General features: G+C 62.5%; 14 protein-coding genes. 3 read left to right on the top strand and 11 right to left on the bottom strand.

Features of this window, described 5'->3' with window-relative positions; genetic code table 11:
* The first annotated feature begins 46 nt into the window (after nt 1–46).
* Nucleotides 47–1,639: a winged helix-turn-helix domain-containing protein gene (locus RMQ97_RS13100; RefSeq protein ID WP_413661342.1), complete on the top strand. Its 1,593-nt coding sequence runs from the start codon at nt 47–49 to the stop codon at nt 1,637–1,639.
* Here the strand turns inward: RMQ97_RS13100 and RMQ97_RS13105 are convergent.
* The 3 genes from RMQ97_RS13105 to RMQ97_RS13115 are packed head-to-tail and all read right to left on the bottom strand — an operon-like array spanning nt 1,636 to nt 4,078.
* A complete protein-coding gene (locus tag RMQ97_RS13105) occupies nt 1,636–2,094 on the bottom strand; it encodes a hypothetical protein (protein WP_413661343.1) in 459 nt (152 codons plus the stop codon). The two genes, RMQ97_RS13100 and RMQ97_RS13105, sit on opposite strands and share 4 nt — an antisense overlap.
* Before the next feature lie 13 nt (nt 2,095–2,107).
* On the bottom strand, nt 2,108–2,878 hold the full coding sequence (locus RMQ97_RS13110) for an RlmE family RNA methyltransferase (RefSeq protein ID WP_413661344.1): 771 nt from the start codon (nt 2,876–2,878) through the stop codon (nt 2,108–2,110).
* Nucleotides 2,879–2,893: 15 nt separating this feature from the next.
* Nucleotides 2,894–4,078: a Ppx/GppA phosphatase family protein gene (locus RMQ97_RS13115; RefSeq protein ID WP_413661345.1), complete on the bottom strand. Its 1,185-nt coding sequence runs from the start codon at nt 4,076–4,078 to the stop codon at nt 2,894–2,896.
* A 233-nt stretch (nt 4,079–4,311) separates the two neighbouring features.
* Between RMQ97_RS13115 and hspQ the strand changes: the two genes are divergently transcribed.
* Nucleotides 4,312–4,647, top strand: a complete 336-nt coding sequence (hspQ, locus tag RMQ97_RS13120; RefSeq protein WP_413661346.1) for a heat shock protein HspQ — start codon at nt 4,312–4,314, stop codon at nt 4,645–4,647.
* A gap of 22 nt (nt 4,648–4,669) precedes the next feature.
* On the opposite strand, the gene RMQ97_RS13125 is transcribed toward hspQ, so the two are convergent.
* The 4 genes from RMQ97_RS13125 to RMQ97_RS13140 form a co-directional block, all read right to left on the bottom strand.
* Nucleotides 4,670–5,683, bottom strand: a complete 1,014-nt coding sequence (locus RMQ97_RS13125; protein WP_413661347.1) for a fumarylacetoacetate hydrolase family protein — start codon at nt 5,681–5,683, stop codon at nt 4,670–4,672.
* A 67-nt stretch (nt 5,684–5,750) separates the two neighbouring features.
* Nucleotides 5,751–6,776 carry a hypothetical protein gene (locus RMQ97_RS13130; RefSeq protein ID WP_413661348.1) on the bottom strand — a complete coding sequence of 342 codons (1,026 nt, stop codon included), beginning with the start codon at nt 6,774–6,776 and terminating at the stop codon, nt 5,751–5,753.
* Nucleotide 6,777: 1 nt separating this feature from the next.
* Complete coding sequence (locus RMQ97_RS13135) at nt 6,778–7,929, bottom strand: homogentisate 1,2-dioxygenase (RefSeq protein ID WP_413661349.1); 1,152 nt, start codon at nt 7,927–7,929, stop codon at nt 6,778–6,780.
* Between the two features lie 133 nt (nt 7,930–8,062).
* A complete protein-coding gene (locus RMQ97_RS13140) occupies nt 8,063–8,527 on the bottom strand; it encodes a hypothetical protein (protein ID WP_413661350.1) in 465 nt (154 codons plus the stop codon).
* Nucleotides 8,528–8,636: 109 nt separating this feature from the next.
* Between RMQ97_RS13140 and RMQ97_RS13145 the strand changes: the two genes are divergently transcribed.
* The gene (locus RMQ97_RS13145) at nt 8,637–9,545 is read left to right on the top strand and encodes a LysR family transcriptional regulator (protein ID WP_413661351.1); all 909 of its coding nucleotides are present in this window, start codon (nt 8,637–8,639) and stop codon (nt 9,543–9,545) included.
* Nucleotides 9,546–9,610: 65 nt separating this feature from the next.
* On the opposite strand, the gene RMQ97_RS13150 is transcribed toward RMQ97_RS13145, so the two are convergent.
* The 4 genes from RMQ97_RS13150 to RMQ97_RS13165 all read right to left on the bottom strand — a co-directional run bounded on the left by RMQ97_RS13150 (nt 9,611) and on the right by RMQ97_RS13165 (nt 18,307).
* The gene (locus tag RMQ97_RS13150; RefSeq protein ID WP_413661352.1) at nt 9,611–10,669 is read right to left on the bottom strand and encodes an isoaspartyl peptidase/L-asparaginase family protein; all 1,059 of its coding nucleotides are present in this window, start codon (nt 10,667–10,669) and stop codon (nt 9,611–9,613) included.
* Nucleotides 10,670–10,744: 75 nt separating this feature from the next.
* A complete protein-coding gene (locus tag RMQ97_RS13155) occupies nt 10,745–11,281 on the bottom strand; it encodes a hypothetical protein (RefSeq protein WP_413661353.1) in 537 nt (178 codons plus the stop codon).
* A 76-nt stretch (nt 11,282–11,357) separates the two neighbouring features.
* Nucleotides 11,358–13,427, bottom strand: coding sequence for a penicillin-binding protein 1C (gene pbpC, locus RMQ97_RS13160; protein WP_413661354.1), 2,070 nt, complete (start codon nt 13,425–13,427; stop codon nt 11,358–11,360).
* Nucleotides 13,424–18,307, bottom strand: a complete 4,884-nt coding sequence (locus RMQ97_RS13165; RefSeq protein WP_413661355.1) for an alpha-2-macroglobulin family protein — start codon at nt 18,305–18,307, stop codon at nt 13,424–13,426. The genes pbpC and RMQ97_RS13165 overlap by 4 nt, the downstream gene beginning before the upstream one ends.
* Nucleotides 18,308–18,354 lie beyond the last annotated feature (47 nt).

Consider the following 18,354-nt stretch of genomic DNA (forward strand, 5'->3'; position numbering starts at 1 on the left):
GCGTTCCCGGTCACCTGAAGTGAGTTGAAGAAAGCTGAAACCGGCCATGACCGAGCCTCAAACCGACATCACAGCGACCGTGTTCGAACTCGGCGATCTGGAGGTTGATCCGGTGGCGCGCCGCGTGAGCCGCGGGGATGACAGTCTGGACATTACCGGTCTCAGCTTTGATCTGCTGATGGTACTGGCGCGGGCCTGCCCGGATCCGGTCTCGCCGGAACAGCTCGCAGAGACAGTCTGGCAGCAATCCCATGTGAGCGAGGACACGCTCAGCCAACGCATCGCCATGGTGCGCAAGGCGCTGGGCGAGACGGCCAAACATCCGCGCTATATCCGCACCGTGCGCCATAAGGGCTATGCGCTGATGGTCGCGCCAGCGGCACCCTGGACCCGGCCCAAAACGACATTCCGCAAGGAGGATTTCGTCCTCGGCGCCCTCCTGCTCGCGATCATCATTCCCGGTCTCGTCCTGCTCAATTCCGGCTGGTTTTCGCTGGATGCCCCCCCCGCTCCGACGGAACAGACATCCGAGCCTGCGATGGAGATGGGGCTGGCTGTGCCGCTTGACCGGGCCCGTCAATTGCTCGACCTGCACCAGCCTGCCGCCACGGACGAAGCCATACACATCCTCGAAACCGCATTTGAGGCTTATCCCGAGCACACATCCCTGAAACGTCAGCTGAGCTTTGCCCTGACAACACGCCTGACCAAGTTTTCCCCCCACGCGGACGACCAATCGCGCGCCGAACAGCTGGCGCGTTCGCTCATCGAGGACGATCCCGGACAGGGCGCGAACTGGCATGCCCTGGCCTATGCGCTGGATGCGCGGGGGCAGATCGACGAAGCCCTCGCAGCCTATCAGCAAGCGGTCTTGCTCGATCCGGAGGACGCCAATGCCCGCTCCAGCGCCGCCTATCTGCTGCGCGTGCGTGGACGCCTGCATGAAAGCCTGACCGCTGAAGCCGAAGCGCTCGCCAGCGCCCCGCCCTCGCTCTATGCCCCCGTGCAGATCGCTTCTTCGCTCAGCCTGGCCAATCATCCCGCAGCCGATATGTGGTGGCAAAGGGCGCTGGAGGCCGGCGCCAGCAATAGCGTGACGCAGGCCGAATGGCTGGGCGGTCTGTTGGCACGCGGGGATGAGGCCGCCGCGCTGGCCCACATCGCCACCCTGCCCGAGGCTCTGCGCGAGTTGGACCGGATCCGCCATCTCGAAGGCCTCGCCCTGGCCCAGGCCGGACGACTGGAGGCCGCACGCGAGCATATGTCCGGGCTGAGCGGCGTGCGCCAGATCGACCAGGCCGCGCTGGCCATGATGCTCGACGGCATCGACCGGCGCGATGATCTGCGTGCGGCCCTGCAGAACGCCCGGCAACACGGCCAGTCTTGGCCCGATATCCGGCTGAGCTTTGCGGCCCTGGACGCCCAGGCCGGGGATCTGGACGCGGCCTTCGCGCTCTTGTCAGAAGCGATTGATCTGGGCTGGCGCAATCCGGGGCAATTGCGGTTCAATCCGGTCTACGCGCCCGTGCGACAAGATCCACGCTGGGAAGCGATTGAGGCCCGGATTGAACGCGAGCGCGCGGCGCAACGTCGCCTGATCGAGCACGACCCGGCGCTGGCGATTATCCTCCAGCCCTAGGCGCGCCGAATACTCTGCTCGATCGACAAGGCAGAACGGTGCGTATGGCGGTAGGTGTAGACATAACGGGCAAAACGCGCCGTGAACGGTGTCTGCCAGCCGGCATCAATGACAATCCGGTCCGTCCACAACGCCCCCTGATCATGCGGTTCGACCGTCAGGCAATGATCCCAGCGCTTCACTGAGGCATTATGCTCGCGGCTCTGAATGAGACGCGCCTCCCAGTCGAGCCGCTCGACATGCATCACATGTCCACCATTCTTCAGCCAGCCCCACAGCGTGACATCCACGGTATAGGTCTGACCTTCCTCCGCCACACCGCCATCGGGAAGGCCGTCATAGGTCGCCAGCCCGCTCATTGCGGATTTCAGCTCGTCGAACTGCATGGCTTCGGCGAAGACACGGTCAGGGTCGCCGGGATGAACGGCCTTGATCTCGACGATGCGTGCGCTCATGACGGCGATCTCTCTATCCCTTGAAACCCATGGCAATCAGGAAGGTCTCCGGACTGCCTGAGCGCGAACTGTCCGGTTTGAAGTGGCGGACCTTCTCGAACCGGCCCTTCATCTGTTCCAGCAATTCCGTCGAGGCGCCGCCCTGGAAGACTTTCGCGATGAAATGCCCACCCGGTTTGAGAACATCGAAGGCAAATTCAGCGGCCATCTCGACCAGGCCTACAATCCGCAGGTGGTCCGTAGTTCGGTGTCCCGTGGTCCACGGCGCCAGGTCCGAGGTTACGAGATCCGCCGGCCCGCCCATCTGAGCTTTCACCAGATCGGGTGCATCATCTTCGGTGAAATCCTTTTGCAGCAGGATCGCGCCTTCGATCGGGTCCATTTCCAGGATGTCGATCCCGACAACCTCGCTGGCCCCCCGTTTGAGCGCCACCTGGACCCAGCCCCCCGGTGCGGAACCCAGATCGATCACGCGTTGACCGGGTTTGAGGAAACCAAACCGCTCGTCCAGCTCGATGAGTTTATAGGCCGCACGGGATTTATATCCCTCCATCTGCGCCTTTTTCACGTAAGGGTCATTGAGCTGTCGATCCAGCCAGAGCGTCGAGGACAGCTTGCGTCCGCGTGCGGTTTTCACCCGCGTACGAAACTGTTTCGCGGCCCGGGCATCCCCGCCCTTGGTGACGGGACCACCCCGGCGGCGACGGCGTTCATCGCCTGCACCCCAGCGTTTTTCGCCCTCTTCACCGGTATCGTCACCGCTATTGTCGTTATCGTCGCTCATCGTCTCAATCGCTGTCTATTCGTCTGACGCGGCGTCGGTCCGCGCGGGCGCCTGCGTCTGGGATGCATCGGTCTCGCCACGCGACGCGCTCGCCTGGGGGTCGCTGGACCGGGTCTGGCTCTTGCCCCGACGACCACGGCGACGTTTGGGCTTGCGCATCATGTTGAGCAACAGGCCTTCGCGCAAACCCCGATCGCCAACACGCAAATGCGCCGCAGGCCAAGCCTCGGCCACTGCCTCATAGATCGCGCAACCCGCCAGCACAAGCTCTGCCCTGTCAGAGCCGATCGTGGGCTCTCGTGAACGCCCGGTGACATCCATGTTTCGCAAATGGCGACAGGCCGCTTCAGCCTCGTCCAGCCCCATCGACAAACCATCCACCCGGGAACGGTCATATCGGGGTAATTGCAGGTGTACACCAGCGATCGAGGTGACGGTCCCGGATGTGCCCACAAGGTGCGCACGGCCCTCGGCAAACACCGGGCGCATGGCCCGGGCCCCGCGCGGTGTCTTGATCAGCCGACGCGCGAAGGCCTTCATCTCGTCATACCAGGCCAGGCGATCCTCGCGTTCGGGGAAGCGTTCCGAGAGGGTCACCACACCGATCGGCGCGGACATCCAGGAGCGCATCGGCGGACGACCGCCACTGTCCGGGCCACCCCGCTTGCGCCATTCTGCCAGATCCACCCAGGACAATTCGGTCGATCCGCCGCCAATATCAATGACCAGAGCGGCATCCATGTCCGGGTCAAGCAAATCGACACAGCCATGCACGGCCAGGCGCGCCTCTTCTTCCGGCGTGATGAGTTCGAACTCGATGCCGGCTTCCTCGCGCACACGCTCCAGAAAGGCCTCGCCGTTGTCTGCCATGCGACAGGCCTGTGTGGCGATCGAGCGATGCTTGGCGACCTGTCGTCGCCCCATCTTGTCCCGACAGATTTTCAGCGCCTCGACAGCGCGATCCATGGCTGCGTCGGACAAACGCCCATTCGCATGCAGGCCCTCACCCAGGCGCACGACCCGGGAGAAGGCATCCACCACGTGAAAACCGGTCTGCGTACGCTGCGCGAGCAGCATGCGGCAGTTATTTGTGCCCAGGTCGATCGCGCCGTAGACGGGTTGCGGCGGGCGTTTGCCACGCTTGCGCTTCCGTCCGGCGGATCCGCTACCCGTCGGGCCACGGGAGTTCCGGTCCGCCATTATGATCCCCTTGCCGTCGGCGCTGGCCTACTTATATGGCACAGCGGCCTGAATCGGCCTGAATATGGTCGTTATTCTGCAGGATACTGTTTCGTACAGACGGAGCAAGGCAGCTTAACGCAACTTTTCACGGCTCATGCAGCTGGTACATTTGCACACATGGAGTGCAGTGAGCGCCATGGACGGCTGTCTCCTTGGGGGGCATGCTAACGACACAGAACCGGGAATTCGGCATGATCATGCGTTTGGCAAAATTCAGTATCGGCGATGTGGTCCGTCACCGCCTGTTCCCCTTTCGGGGGGTTGTGGTGGATGTGGACCCGGAATTCGCCAATACAGAGGAATGGTATGAGTCCATTCCCGAGGACATTCGTCCGTCCAAGGAACAGCCCTTCTATCACCTCCTCGCGGAGAATGAAGAAAGCTATTACGGCGCCTATGTCTCTGAGGGCAATCTGCTGCCTGATGGTGAGAACGGTCCGGTCGGGCATCCCGAAGTTACCCAGACCTTCGAGGGGTTTGACGGCGAACGCTATCACCTGAAACCCGAGACCGGTCTGACACACTAGACCGGTCCCGGAGCACGCAGGCCTATCCCTCGTATTTCACGACGGTCTGTTCAATCGCACCAAAGATCGAGCGACCCTCGGCATCTTTCATCTGGATCTTCACACTATCCCCGACCTTCATGAAGGCGGTGGACGGTTTGCCCTCGTTAATGGTCTCGATCATTCGGATCTCGGCAATACAGGAATACCCCACGCCGCCTTCGGTGATCGGCTTGCCCGGTCCGCCGTCCAGCTTGTTCGAGATAGTACCAGAACCGATAATCGTGCCCGCTGTGACCGGTCGGGTCTTGGCCAGATGAGCGACCAGTTGCGGGAAGTTGAACGTCATGTCGACCCCGCACTCCGCCTTGCCGAACGGTTCATTATTGTAATTGACCAGCAAGGGCAGGTGTACCTTGCCATCGCTCCAGGCATCGCCCAGCTCGTCCGGGGTAACAGCTACAGGTGAGAAGGCGGTGGGCGGTTTCGACTGGAAAAAGCCGAAGCCTTTGGCGAGCTCTGCGGGAATCAGTCCGCGCAGGGAAACATCATTGACCAGCATCAACAGGCGAATGGATTGGGCCGCCTCGTCTTCATCACAGCCCATTGGCGCATCCCCGGTGATCACGGCCACCTCGCCTTCCATGTCACATCCCCAGGCCTCATCACCCAGCGGGATATCCTGGCGCGGCGCGAGGAATGCATCCGATCCCCCTTGATACATCAACGGGTCGGTCCAGAAGGTCTCAGGCATCTCCGCATTCCGGGCCTTGCGGACCAGTTCGACGTGATTGACATAGGCCGAACCATCCGCCCACTGAAACGCTCGCGGCAAAGGCGACAGCGCGTCATGTTCGTGGAAACGCTCGCGCGGTATGGTCTCGCGGTTCAGCTCGTCATAGAGCGAGCGCAGTTCCGGTTCGCAACGCGCCCAATCATCCAGAGCCGCCTGAAGTGTCGGTGCGATGCGCGAGGCATCCGCATACCAGGCAATATCCTTGGAAACGACAACGAGACGGCCATCACGGCTGCCATTCTTGAGCGATGCGAGTTTCATCGGTTTTCCTCATTGATGTATTGGGAATGTATTGGGCCTGACCGCGCGGACCAGACCGGTCGTAAAACTAGTATGTCAGGGCCACGGGCAAATGTCCGTCAGCATTCGATCCGGGAAACAGACCACAGCTCCAGTTGACGATCTGATCAAGCTCCGGTCCCAGCTGGGCGGCGATCTGCTCAGCCTGTGACTGTCGTGTGCTGGCACCGAACGCCTCATCGGGTGATTTGGCATTGCGCGTCAGCAGAGACCCGTCCGCGGTGTCACGGGCATGGGAGGCACCCAGCCCCAGCCCGGCCCACTCATCCAGCGCGCTCAGTGCCTGTGCAGGTTTCGACACAAACGCATCCCCGTCCAGCCAGACAAAACGCTCTGGTCCAAATCGCTTTAGCGCAGACCGGAAGTTTTCCATCTGCATGTGCCAGACGAGGGCCGCAATCTGAAGATCCGACATCTGCATCAGCTGGCGCTGGTCCGTACGCGCGATCGCATGCCCGTCCAGCGCGAACACCGTGAACATCTGCCGGGCAAAGGCACGTCCTGCCTCCCCTTTTTTTGCAATGGAGATCAGGAAGGATTTGAGACTGGAGGACAGCAGCACATGACGGCTCTGCGCAAACAGTTCGGCACATTCAGGCAAAAGATTGTTGACCGTATTGGTCGGCTTGATGGTGACACACGGATCCTGGCCCAGACCCGCAGCCATCTGGCCGATGATCCCTGCCAGCGCAGACCGCGCCTCACTGGCCCGTCCTGTTCTGTAAAGACTGGCCACCCCCATCAGCGCTGCCGGTTCACGCAGGGCCAGATTCTGGCCCGGCTTGTCGAGACAGCGCGCCAGCAAAGTAGAGCAGCAAAACGCCGTGTGCCAAATGAATAACAGGCCCGAGCCGGTCATATCCGCGCGCGGGGCCAGGGCCGAAAGCGGCCGGATATCACGGGCGAGCCCCGTTCGATCCCAGCGTTCATCCAGAAACGCCTCGCCCGCCAGGTCCGCACGGCTCACCTTGACCAGGCTGACACGTGCCGACGCGACATCCACGGCATCGGGAAACAGGGACGCATCAGCTGACAGCCCAGCGCTCGAAATCATGTCACAGCGTCTCCGGAACCGAGGCCGCCCAGCTCTTCACATAATCGGGATTTTCGACCGAGCTGGCGCCCTCACCCACATCCAGCGGATCGCGAGTGTCGATCATCACCGCATATTCATCTGTGCCGCGCTTGGTCTGTTGAAGCATGTTGTTCAGGGCTTTGGGATGAGGGCCATGTGTGAAACCGGCCGGGTGGAAGGTCATCATGCCGGCATCGATATTGTCCCGGCTGAAGAAATCTCCGGCATGATAGAAGAGCACTTCATCATAATCATCATTGGAGTGGAAGAAGGGGATTTTCAGCGCTCCCGGATCCGTCTCGAACGGACGAGGTGCAAAAGTGCACACCACAAAGCGGTCGGACAGGAAAGTCGTATGGGCGCTGGGCGGCAGATGATAGCGATCTGACAACAGAGGCCGGATATGGCGGATATTGATGCGCACCGGGGACAATTCCCCATGCCAGCCGGTCGCGTCCAGCGGATTGAACGGATAGGTGATCGTGGACACCTGTTTGCGCTTCTTCACCCGAACCTGCCACTCATGGTTCTCGTCTGACTGCTGGGCCCGGAAAACCTCGTCCATTTTCGGAGCATCCAGCAGGGCCGGGTCAAAAATGGCATGCGGACCGACAAGGCCCTTGTCCGGCAGCGTGAAATGGGTGTTGGTCGCCTCGATCATCAGGATCGACATCGGGTCGGCCGGATTGATCCGCCACATCGTTCCACGTGGCAGGTAGACATAATCGCCGGCCTCGATCTCCAGATGACCGAAATCACAGAACAGGGATCCCTTGCCCGCATGAATGAAGAGCAATTGGTCCCCATCACCATTGCGCGCCAGAGCCGGCATGTTCGCGCTCAGCGTCCACATGCGGATATCAGTGGCGGCATTGTGCAGAACACTATGCGACGACCAGGGCGTCAGGTCCGTTGGGCTCAGTTTCGCCAGATCAAAGGCGCGTGGCTGCAGCGGACCTTCAAACCGGGTCCACGCCGTGGGCGGATACTGGTGATGCAGAAAGGCCGCGGGACCGAAAAATCCCTCTTTCGACATTTCCCGCTCATAGGTCCCCGGCGGAAAATCGGCATGGGCCTGACGCGAAGCCTGCCCCTCGATACGAGAGGCGTAGATCCATTTGCGGTTCGACATGAGCATCTCCTTCCCAACTAGTTACATATGTAACTATTTCGCTTTGAGCCGGGATGCAATGCCAGAATGACAAGGAGCGGACACAAAAAAGCCGGCCCCGACGGGACCGGCTTTTTCAGGACAGATGTCCGGCTTAGCTGGCGCAGGCGATGAGCGCAGCGTTCGCCTCAACTTCGTCTTCACGCGGGGCTTCTGCCTGGGCAGCGGCAAAATCAGCGGCCGCAGCGGCGCGGTCACCGGCAAGCCAGTGTGCGGCACCGCGATTATTGAGCGCGCGCCAGTTGTTTTCGCGCAGCTCCAGGGAGGAGGTGCAGGCTTCAACGGCCTCATCGAAACGCGCCGTGGCCGCGTAGGCGTAACACAGATTGTTCAGGGCAGCGGCCCGGTGCATTTTCTGCTGACCGGAATTGGCGATTTCATTGCCAAAATGGATGGCTTCCGGCCACTCGCCCCGCGAAACAGCGTTGTACTGCGCGCGGATGGAGCCGTTGGCGGTGCGGTGAGCCGCAAATTCCGGATCGGATTCGCAGGACTGGGCATGGGACACACCGGACAGGCCGGCTGCGACTGCAAGAGCCGCCAGAGACAGACGAAGCATGGTAAAACCCTTCGGTGAACAGTGTACACTTTATGTGTAGCGTTCATATATACCGAACTTGCCGGTCAATGGAATTGACGATTCTGTCTGGCGGTTTATACAAAAATGCATGGATGATTGGTCTGATTACTTGGTCTGTCTGGCCGTTGCCGAAGCGGGCAGCCTGACCGCCGCCGCGAACGAGCTGGGCGTCAGCCAGCCGACGGTGACGCGCCGCCTTCAATCGCTGGAAACCCGGCTGGGTGAACCGATTTTCGACCGCGAGCATGGTCAGTCTCGACTGACCCCTCTGGGCGAGAAAATCATCAGTCATGCCAAGCGCATGCGCGATGAAGCCTCGGCTATTCAACGCGCTGCCGTTGCGCATGATCAAAGCCTGTCCGGCCTGGTCGTCGTGTCGGCCAGTGAAGGCCTGGGCGCCGACTGGCTCCCGCGCGCACTCGTGACCTTCCAGCGCGCTAATCCGAATATCGGTGTTGAGATCGCCATCAAGAATCACCCGGCGAATCTGGTTGACCGCGAGGCTGATATCGCGCTGCGCTGGAATGGTCCCGGAACCCAGCAAAGCCTAGTGGGCCGTCGGGGTGCCACAGTGGGCGCGGGTTTGTATGCCTCGCGCGACTACATCGAACGGGCCGGCGAGCCGGCAAAGGTCGAAGACCTGGCCGATCATGATGCCGTCGCCTGGAGCATGAATGATTTCTTTGGTTGGCCCTCCACCGCAGAGGGCTCTCCGGTTCTGCCACGCCATACGGCGTTCAAGGCGAATAGTCCGGCCAGTCATGTCAGCGGTTTGTCCGCAGGCTATGGCGTGGGGGTGACCTCGCATCGCCTCGCCCGCCAGTGCGAAAATCTGATCCGTATCCTGCCGGAGTTCAATTCCTCGATGGATTTATGGGTGGTCGCCCATGAAACCGTGCGCCGCAGCGCCCGGATCCGGGCCACCTATGACCACATCATCGCGCAGATGAAGGCGGACAATGCCTATTTCTCACGCGGCGAGTCCTCGATCCTCTGACGCCCCATCGCACGGGAGACCGAACAGGCCCTCGCCCGCTCGGTGCTCCCGCGTTCGGGTGCACCCTAGTCCTCATCTCCAAAGATCGAGACGACCGGGGCCTCGCCCGCTACCCATTTTGCGCGATACATGCCCGGCGTGTTGAAACTCCAGGCCAGATCTCCCGCAGGAGTGAGCGCAACAATTCCGCCATCCCCCTCCAACTCGGTCAGTTCTTCAAGAATGACACGGTCGGCGGCCTCCTGAAGGTTCATCTCCTGAAACTCGACATAGGCGCAAATGCGAGAGGCCACTGTCAGACGGATGAAAAACTCCCCGGTCCCGGTCGCAGAAACGCCGCAACTCTCATTCGACGCATAGGTTCCCGCGCCGATGATCGGACTGTCACCGACCCGCCCCCACTGCTTGGCGGTCGTGCCTCCGGTTGATGTGCCCGCTGCGATGTTTCCGGCCTGATCAAGCGCGACCACACCCACCGTACCAAACCGGTGTTCGCGGGCGTCCTGGTCCAGCAAACCATGCTCTACCGGTGCGGGCTCGGGAGCCCCTTCAGGGCGCGGCGGAAGGGGCAGGCCCTGTGCGGTCAGGCTGCGCTCCAGCGAGGCCCAGCGCCGCTCTGTGAAAAACCAGGCCGGATCAACACGTTCCTGACCGGTCTCTGTCGCGAATGTCTCAGCGCCCTCTCCCTGCAGCATCACATGCCGGCTTTCTTCCATCACGGCGCGGGCCAGGCTGATCGGATGCCGGACCTGTGTCACACCCGCCACAGCCCCCGCATTCAGCGTGGCACCATCCATGATCGAGGCGTCGAGTTCATTCCGCCCGGCCGCCGTGAAGACAGCCCCGCGCCCGGCATTGAACAACGGATCATCCTCCATGCCGTGGATCACGGCCTCGATCGCATCTAAGGAAGACCCACCCGACGCCAGAACAGCCTCACCGCGTTCCAGCGCCGCCATGAGGGCTGCCCGATAAGCCGTTTCGGTTTCGTCCGTCATGCGGTCGCGTTCGATAATACCTGCGCCGCCGTGTACGATCAGCGCCCAGTCGGGCTGTTGAGCCTGCACCGCAGAGGTCAGGACCAGGCCGGACGCGGCGGCCATCAGCGTTTGGATGGTGAACATGGTGTGGATCTCCCCGTTTTCCTCAGACTTGCGGTTGACGAACAAAAGGGCAAGTCCGGACCGGGGTAAGGAGGATCACATCGGAATAGCGCACAGCGGGCGAGCACCGATCAACCGGGCATGACGCCACCAGGTCCGGCGATGATTGAAATACAGCTGAACACCCTGCACCTCCCATCCGCTCGGGCAGATGCCCCACTCCAGGTCCACAGGACAGGTCACGTCATTGGACAAATGGCCCCGGTCCTCACCGGCTGCGACATAAAGCATTGTCACACGGCCGTCTGCATCGACACACGCGCCCAGCCGGTCCGCCACATCACCTTCGAGAAGCACGGACAGCCGCGATGCACGACGCAGATAATGTTCGGTCACCCGACCCGTACAAAACTGCGCGGCCTGGGGCGGAGCGCCCCGAAAAAACCCGCGCGCCTGGCACAGGCGACCATGACGATCCGTCAGCTGCAGCGCGTACAGCCCATACCCCATCTGTGCGACCAGGGTTTCGGAATGGCGGGAAGTCTGGCCCAGGACACGGTCCGGCACAGCGTGGGACGGGGCGATCATCATCCACGCGATCAGGAACAGGACTGTCGGGCTCACATATCGCATGTCTGCAGGTTAGACAGGCCAGGCCTACACAGTCTTCTCACGTTCGCGTGCACCGCGTGACAGGCTGGACAGACAGCTAACCCGGCATCAACACCCGCACTCGGGACAGGCTCTCCCGGCCCCGGCTGTCCACGACCCGTATTTCATAGAAACCCGGTCCAGGCGGCTGCCAAAGGGCGTCACCGGCCAGGTCCAGATCCAGCGGGTCTCCGTCAGCGAACCAGCGCACATCCCCGTCGGCACGAGCGGCCAGAATGAAGGTATGTCCAGTTTCGCCCATCCACACCTCGCTGTCATGCGGCGGAAAAAGGATATGAGGCGCGGTCTCGCGCTCGAAACGGGCCAGGGTCTGGGGTGTGAAACTGTCCACCTCCTCGCGATCACGTTCGGGCGCATAGTCCGGCATGATCGCCGAGATCTGATCGAAGACCCGGAACAGGACCGGCAAGGCCCCCTCGCGTCCTGTCACGCCCGGTCTGGGCACGCCATCCGCCCGCCCCGACCAGACAATGACAGCAAAACCTCCGCTCACCCCGGCCGCCCAGGCATCGCGAAATCCGTAGGATGTGCCCGTCTTGAAGGCGATCTGCGGGGCAGACCGGGTCAGATGGGCCGGGGCCCGCCCTCCCGGATGAGGAGCCCGGCGCAGAATGTCGAGGATCTCCGTCGCACTTTCCGCGGTCACCAGCCCGTATCCTTGCTCGGTTACAGGATCTTCGTCCCGCCAGCGCAGCGGCCGCGCCACGCCCTCATTATCCAGTGCGGCATAAAGCACAGCCAGTTGTCGCGAGGTCAGTCCCGCCCCGCCCAGAGCCACCGCCAGCCCACTATCCTCGCCGGCGCCCTGGCGACGTTCAGGCAAGGCACCGGCAAAACCCAGTGCCGCATTGAAACGGCGAGCCCCGACCTGGTCGAGCGCCGACACCGCCGGCACATTCAGTGAGTGCTGCAGGGCCTCGGCAATCGTAACATCACCGCGAAAACGACGATCGAAATTATCGGGTCGATAGCCGGCAAACCGCGTGGGCAGATCCGCAATCCGGGTCTGTCCGGATGCCAGCCCGTCATCAAAGGCCATGGCATAGATGAAGGGTTTGAGCGTGGAGCCGGGCGAGCGGGCACGATGGGTCAGATCCAGCCAGCCTCCGGCGCGTGAGCGATCTGCCGCACCGACAAGGGCCCGGACCGCCATGGTCCGCGTGTCCACGACAATCAAGGAGAGCTGGACATCGGGCGCGTTAGGCGGTGTCTCCGCGGCCAGCAGGGTCTCGAGCGCCTGTTGCAGCTCACCATCCAGGCTGGAACGAATCTCGCTGACATGTGAAAACCGGGCGCGCCAGCTGTCCGCAGCCTGCCAGGCCTGATCGGGAAAATCACGACGGATCGGGGCCGGGTCAAGCGACGCATCGCGGGCCGCCCGGGTCGAAGCCAGCCCCGCAATCGCCAATCGATCCAGCACACGGCCCCGTGCGAGGATCGCCGTTTCCGGCCGCAGATCGGGACGCCGCGCTTCGGGCGATTGCGGCAGGGCAATCAGCATGGCCGTTTGTTCAAGTGTGAGTTCGTCGGGCTCACGCCCGAAATAGGCCCAGCTGGCCGCTCTTACCCCCTCCAGATTGCCGCCATAGGGGGCCAGGGTCAGGTAGAGCTCCAGAATTTCACGCTTGCTGAGCCGGGTTTCCAATTGCACCGCCCGGATCATCTCCACCAGTTTGGAGCCGAGATTGCGGGGTCGAGGCTCGAGAAGGCGCGCAGTCTGCATGGTGATTGTGGATGCACCGGAGACCACGCGACCGGCCTGTACCGCATCCCGGCTGGCACGGACAATCGCCGGCAGATCCACACCCCAATGCGTGTAGAAACGCTGATCCTCATAGGCCAGCAGGGCGTCCACGAAATGGGGGTCGATCTCATCCAGATTGGCCGCCAGCCGCCAGCGCCCATCCTCCACAGGATAGGCGCGCAGCACACGTCCGAACCGGTCCCGCACCACCTGTCCGGTCTGGACCTGGTCCAGCGGAGGCGGGAAACACCGGTCCAGCACTACAATCAGGCAGAGCAGCACACACAGCCCGACCGCAATCCGGAACCACAAACGATCCCGGACCGCGTTGAAACCCGTCTTGAGCCCTGCTGCCAGGATCAATTGCCCGCCCGGATCGAGACCGTATCGCTGGCGCTGCGACCGAACGTATCCGGCGCATACATATCCTCGACGACCGCGCCAGGGAGCGCGAACTCGCCCGGTGTGACCGCACGCACGATATAGGCCAGCCGCACGGGCTCGCCATTGCGCAGATGAATAGCCGCCACGAACCGGTCATCCCGGATCTCTGTGGTGCGCGCCCGGTCAACCTCGCCCAGGAAGCTGTAGACACCGGTCCGGCGCGCTTCATGCGGTTCCACGGCGGCTTCAATTTCGAAACCGGCGGGCAACATGTCGACCATGATTGCCGGGATGGTGCGGCGCTCCTGCGGATCGATCACGACTTCAATGATCAATCGATCACTCTGGGTCACCCGGTCGAGATCGGCCGCTGAGCCGTCCATGTTGAGCACTTGTTTGGCCACCACAACACCCTCGGCGGAGGCGCCCGGCGGGCTGGCCGGTTCGCCATGCGCGACCTGTGTGACCCACAAGGAGGTCTGACCTGCATTGGCAAACTGAACCCCCTCAGCAAGGACCGAGGGTGCCACATCATAGACTGCACCGTGTAGATTGGCCTCGCTGGCTGCAACATTCCCCTCGACCTCCAACGAAATCGTCTCGCCCTCGCCCATCAGGGCCCGGGCGGCCAGCAGAAGAAAGGCCTTTTCCTGGGTGGTCATGCGATTGGGATCCGGCAGATCCGCAACAAGGTCATCGATCAGGCGGTCAACCCGTTCGAAATCCCCTGCTTCAACCGCCAGGGCCATGAAACCAGCCCGGTCGCGGCGCGGTGTCTGATACCAGTCGCCGCGATTATTGTATCCCAGACGGTTCTCCGCCGCCCCCAGCGCATTGCGCGAACGTGCGCGGTCGCCGATCAGCGCCAGGGCAGTGGCGATATGGGCGCGCGCCAACGGGCTGTCGATCCGGTCCAGACGCTCGTCATGCATGTAACGCAGGCGCGAGCGGTCAGCCCGACCCTCACGGGCCAGCACATACAGCGCATAGGACGCCGCCCGGTCATGCAGTCTCTGATCGGTGTCCGTTGACCCCGACCAGCGCGACACCGTGCTGTCATAGCCGCGCACACGCCAGAATTCCTGCTCACCGACAAAGACCATGGCATCAAGCGCCTGGTCCAGAGCGGCATCCGGCACGGCAAACCCAGCACCCTTCGCACGCGCCAGGAAATCAGTGATGTAAGCGCCCAGCCAGGGTGAGGCATAACGATCCCCCACGCGCCAGAGCCCGAACGTCCCGTCTGCGGATTGCCGGTTCAGCAGGGTTTCCACCGCGTCCTGGATGATCACCCGGTGACGCGGATCAAAGGACTGGTTCTCCAACCCGGCCATCTGTCCGGCATAAAGCAGGGGCATAGCCCGTGACGTGATCTGCTCACTACAGCCGTATGGATAGCGCAGGAGTGACTCGAGCAACGCCGTGTGATCGAGCGGGGTCGCGGCGAAGCTCACCGTCAGACTTTCCGATCCTGAAACAAACGAGGCCAGCACATCCGGCGCCGGGGTCCATTCCGCTCCCGGTTCCAGTCTCGCCCGCTCAATGACCGAGAGCGGCAGGAAGCCCGAACGCACCTCGATCGGATAGCTGCGCTCCACCGCAAAACCGTCCGGCCCGCTGACATCCAGCGTGACCTCGGCCAACCCGCTTCCCGTCCCGGCCAGGGCGACCGGGCTTTCACGGCGCTGGTCTGCATTATAGCGGGCCGCCAGGGTCTCATCCACGGACACAGCCCCCGTGCCGGTGATACGCGCGGTGTAACGCCCGGCCGCTCCATCGACATTATCAATGGTCAGCGTAGCATCCGCCTGATCGCCGGGGGCGAGAAAGCGGGGGAAAATGATCTCGGCCGGCACATCATCGCGCACGGTCAGCGGACGGGCAAGCTGTCCGAGCCCGGTCTGCGACCAGGCCACAGCCATCAAGCGCAATTGTCCATTGAAATCGGGAATATCCAACACAACCATCGCCGTGCCATCTTCATCCACCTGCACCGGGCCAGAGAACAGGACGACGGATTGGGTCGGCACCACGCTCAGCCCGGCCCCGCCGATCTGGTCGCCACCGGAACGAATGGCCGCGGCCGCCCCCTGATTGGGGTCGAGCAAACGGTCGTAATCATCATGCAATTGCACACCCAGCGCGGCCTTGGAGAAATACCAGCCATGCGGGTCGGGCGAGGCAAAACGGGTCAGGGCTAAAATACCTTCATCCACCGCAGCCACAGAGATATAGGCCCCCTCCTCGACCGGACCGGACATTTCGACCGGGATGGTCAGGGTCTGGCGCGGCAAGATGCGATCAGGCACATCCAGCGTGAAGTCCAGCGTACGAGATGCCATGTCGACCGGCAGATAACCGACCCCCACAGCACGGCGGGGCCGCGGTTCATCCACCGGATCGCGCGGAGTGAACACGCTGACCATCACATAAGCGCCCGAACCCCAAGCCTCGGTCACATCAAAACGGATCTCCGCCCCCTCTTCGGGCAGGCTGACGGTCCGGGTCTCGATCACCCGGTCGGTCGCCACGACGAGTTGAGCCTCGCCGGCAAAGGGCGGAATGACAGTCACGACCGCTTCATCACCGATCGCGACATTCTCCTCCGGTCCGGCGACCTGCACACGGTCCGGTGCATCTCCGTCAGCAATACCCCGGCCGCCATATCCGGCCCAGAAGCGCATGGAGGCCTGGGCGCCAAACTCGGCGTCCTCGACATAGAGCTCGTAAGAGCCCCAATCCATTTCCTCAAACCGCAACTGGCCCAGCTGTTGGCCATCCAGACGGAGAATCCCATCCTGGATCGGCACCACCTGACGCGTCCGACGCCAGGTCCAGCGCCCGCCATTGGCCCGGTACCAGTCATAATGCCAGTCAATACGGACAAGTCGCCAGGTCACCTCCAGCGGGCGGGACTGGCCGAGCGCGTCCACGGCGACGATATCAAACGCGGCACCGCGCTCGCGCTGTTCGCTTTCAAAGCGCTCTCGATCCAGGCCCAGATAGACCGGACGCGGTCGATAGGGGACGCGCACATCATCCGAGACGGCCCGCCCACCCGGCTCAATGGCCGAGACAACGGCCCGCACACGCAAGGGCAAGGAGCTGTCGCGGCCGATATCGCCGATATCGAGCATCAGGTTCGCGCGGCCCGCGCCGTCGGCAATCGTGTCGGGAAGCTCGCGGGCAATCTCGCGGAATTCTTCATCATGACGGCCGAAGCTGAAACCGGCATAGTCATCGAAGGGCGAGGGATCACGCTGGACCCGAAACCGTCCTTCCACCGTCAGACCGGCCCCGGGCGCGCCATAGAGGAAACGCACATCCGAGCGGATCTCACGCACTTCGCCCAGATTGATCGGGGCTTGTGTATCGGTGTCCAGCTCGACCTCGATGCGTTGAGGCACGAAATCTTCTACCGTGTAGCGGGTGGAGGCGACACTCCCGTAACCATCGAGTTCCGCCACCATGCGCCATTGTCCGCGCGCGGCCGTGCGCGAGACCGGGAAGTCCCAGTGCACCGTGCCCGCATTGAGCGCCGCATTGAACCGATAGCGTGCGGCCTCAATCCCGTTGGGCCCGTAAACGGACACAGAACCGGCCCGGTCCGTGATGGCAAACCCTTCACTGTCACGCAGCATCAAACTCATCTGGACGGTTTCGCCCGGGCGGAAGATATCGCGATCCAGATAAAAATAGCCGTCGCCCCCTTCCGGGCGCTGGCGCCCGCCCACATTCTCGCTGGACAGGTCCACGGGCGAGCGATTGAGGTCGAGAAGCGCGAAATCATTGTCCGGCCCATAAGCCATGAGCATGCGCGGGCGCATGCCGCCGGTCCCGGCCAGAAGGGGGGCACTGAACCGGCCCAGACCGTCTTCATTGGTCGCGACCTCTTCGAGCACTTCATTGCTGGCCGCCACGAGCTGGACCCGGATGTCGGACATGGGCTGGGCCGTCTGCAGCGAACGCACGGTGAAATCGAGCCCGTCATCCCCCCGATAGGCGGTGAAAGCGAGATCCGTAATGATCAGCCAGCGTCCGGCCCGGGCCGGTTGGCGATACCCCTCCACGGCTTCCGCCGCATCACGCACCTGGACAAAATAAGCACCGGGCTCAAGCGTTCCGATCGCTTGGGCTATGGGAAAGACGGTCGTGACCGCCGTGTTCGCCGGGCCAGCCGTATCCATCTCACCGGACCAGATTTCCTCGGCGACATCAAAGGGACGCTGATCACTGTCGAGCCAGTAATACTCACCCTCTCCGGCGGAATATCCCTGCGTGATATTGCGGAACACAAGGGCGCGATCATTGATCCGCCAGAGATTGAGGTGGACCGTTTCGACATTGACCGTCTCGACGGCCAGACCATCGGCATCGCGGCGCGGCAGGATAACGCCATCACCCGCCAGACCGACATAGGCCGGGCGATCACCAAACTCGATCTCGATCGTCTCATCGCTCTCCAGTGCCGATCCGTCGGCAGAGGGCAATCCCGACCGCAACGTCACCTGCTGGCTTTCGCCAAACCCCATTCCGCCCATGCACAGGAACTGGCCGGTCACAGAGAACGCGAACGCCTCGCTGTCTTCCAGCGCCACATACGGCGAATAATCCGCATCGGGGTCCAGGGGCTCAGTGAAGCCCAGACAGATACGCGGGGCATCGCCTTCCACATCGACACGATAACGCGTGAACAGGAAATCAGGTGGCTGAGCCGAGACAGCGCGCGGCGCATCTGCCGGTCGGGCGACAAATTCGGGTCCGGCCTCCTGGACCTCTTCCGAACCGCCACCATTCCCGCATGCCGCCAGAACACTGACCACACCGGCCAGCACCATCCGTTGCCACAGATTTCCCATATGCGCCTCCCTGTCCCTGTTGCGCACCATAGGGAAAGGATTTCATC

This window comes from Maricaulis sp. D1M11 (genome assembly GCF_047308265.1).
GTDB lineage: Bacteria > Pseudomonadota > Alphaproteobacteria > Caulobacterales > Maricaulaceae > Maricaulis.

Coding starts and splice junctions, on each gene's coding strand:
- RMQ97_RS13100 (WP_413661342.1), top strand. CDS start 47: ATGACCGAGCCTCAAACCGACATCACAGCGACCGTGTTCGAACTCGGC.
- RMQ97_RS13105 (WP_413661343.1), bottom strand. CDS start 2,094: ATGAGCGCACGCATCGTCGAGATCAAGGCCGTTCATCCCGGCGACCCT.
- RMQ97_RS13110 (WP_413661344.1), bottom strand. CDS start 2,878: ATGAGCGACGATAACGACAATAGCGGTGACGATACCGGTGAAGAGGGC.
- RMQ97_RS13115 (WP_413661345.1), bottom strand. CDS start 4,078: ATGGCGGACCGGAACTCCCGTGGCCCGACGGGTAGCGGATCCGCCGGA.
- hspQ (WP_413661346.1), top strand. CDS start 4,312: ATGATCATGCGTTTGGCAAAATTCAGTATCGGCGATGTGGTCCGTCAC.
- RMQ97_RS13125 (WP_413661347.1), bottom strand. CDS start 5,683: ATGAAACTCGCATCGCTCAAGAATGGCAGCCGTGATGGCCGTCTCGTT.
- RMQ97_RS13130 (WP_413661348.1), bottom strand. CDS start 6,776: ATGATTTCGAGCGCTGGGCTGTCAGCTGATGCGTCCCTGTTTCCCGAT.
- RMQ97_RS13135 (WP_413661349.1), bottom strand. CDS start 7,929: ATGTCGAACCGCAAATGGATCTACGCCTCTCGTATCGAGGGGCAGGCT.
- RMQ97_RS13140 (WP_413661350.1), bottom strand. CDS start 8,527: ATGCTTCGTCTGTCTCTGGCGGCTCTTGCAGTCGCAGCCGGCCTGTCC.
- RMQ97_RS13145 (WP_413661351.1), top strand. CDS start 8,637: ATGGATGATTGGTCTGATTACTTGGTCTGTCTGGCCGTTGCCGAAGCG.
- RMQ97_RS13150 (WP_413661352.1), bottom strand. CDS start 10,669: ATGTTCACCATCCAAACGCTGATGGCCGCCGCGTCCGGCCTGGTCCTG.
- RMQ97_RS13155 (WP_413661353.1), bottom strand. CDS start 11,281: ATGCGATATGTGAGCCCGACAGTCCTGTTCCTGATCGCGTGGATGATG.
- RMQ97_RS13165 (WP_413661355.1), bottom strand. CDS start 18,307: ATGGGAAATCTGTGGCAACGGATGGTGCTGGCCGGTGTGGTCAGTGTT.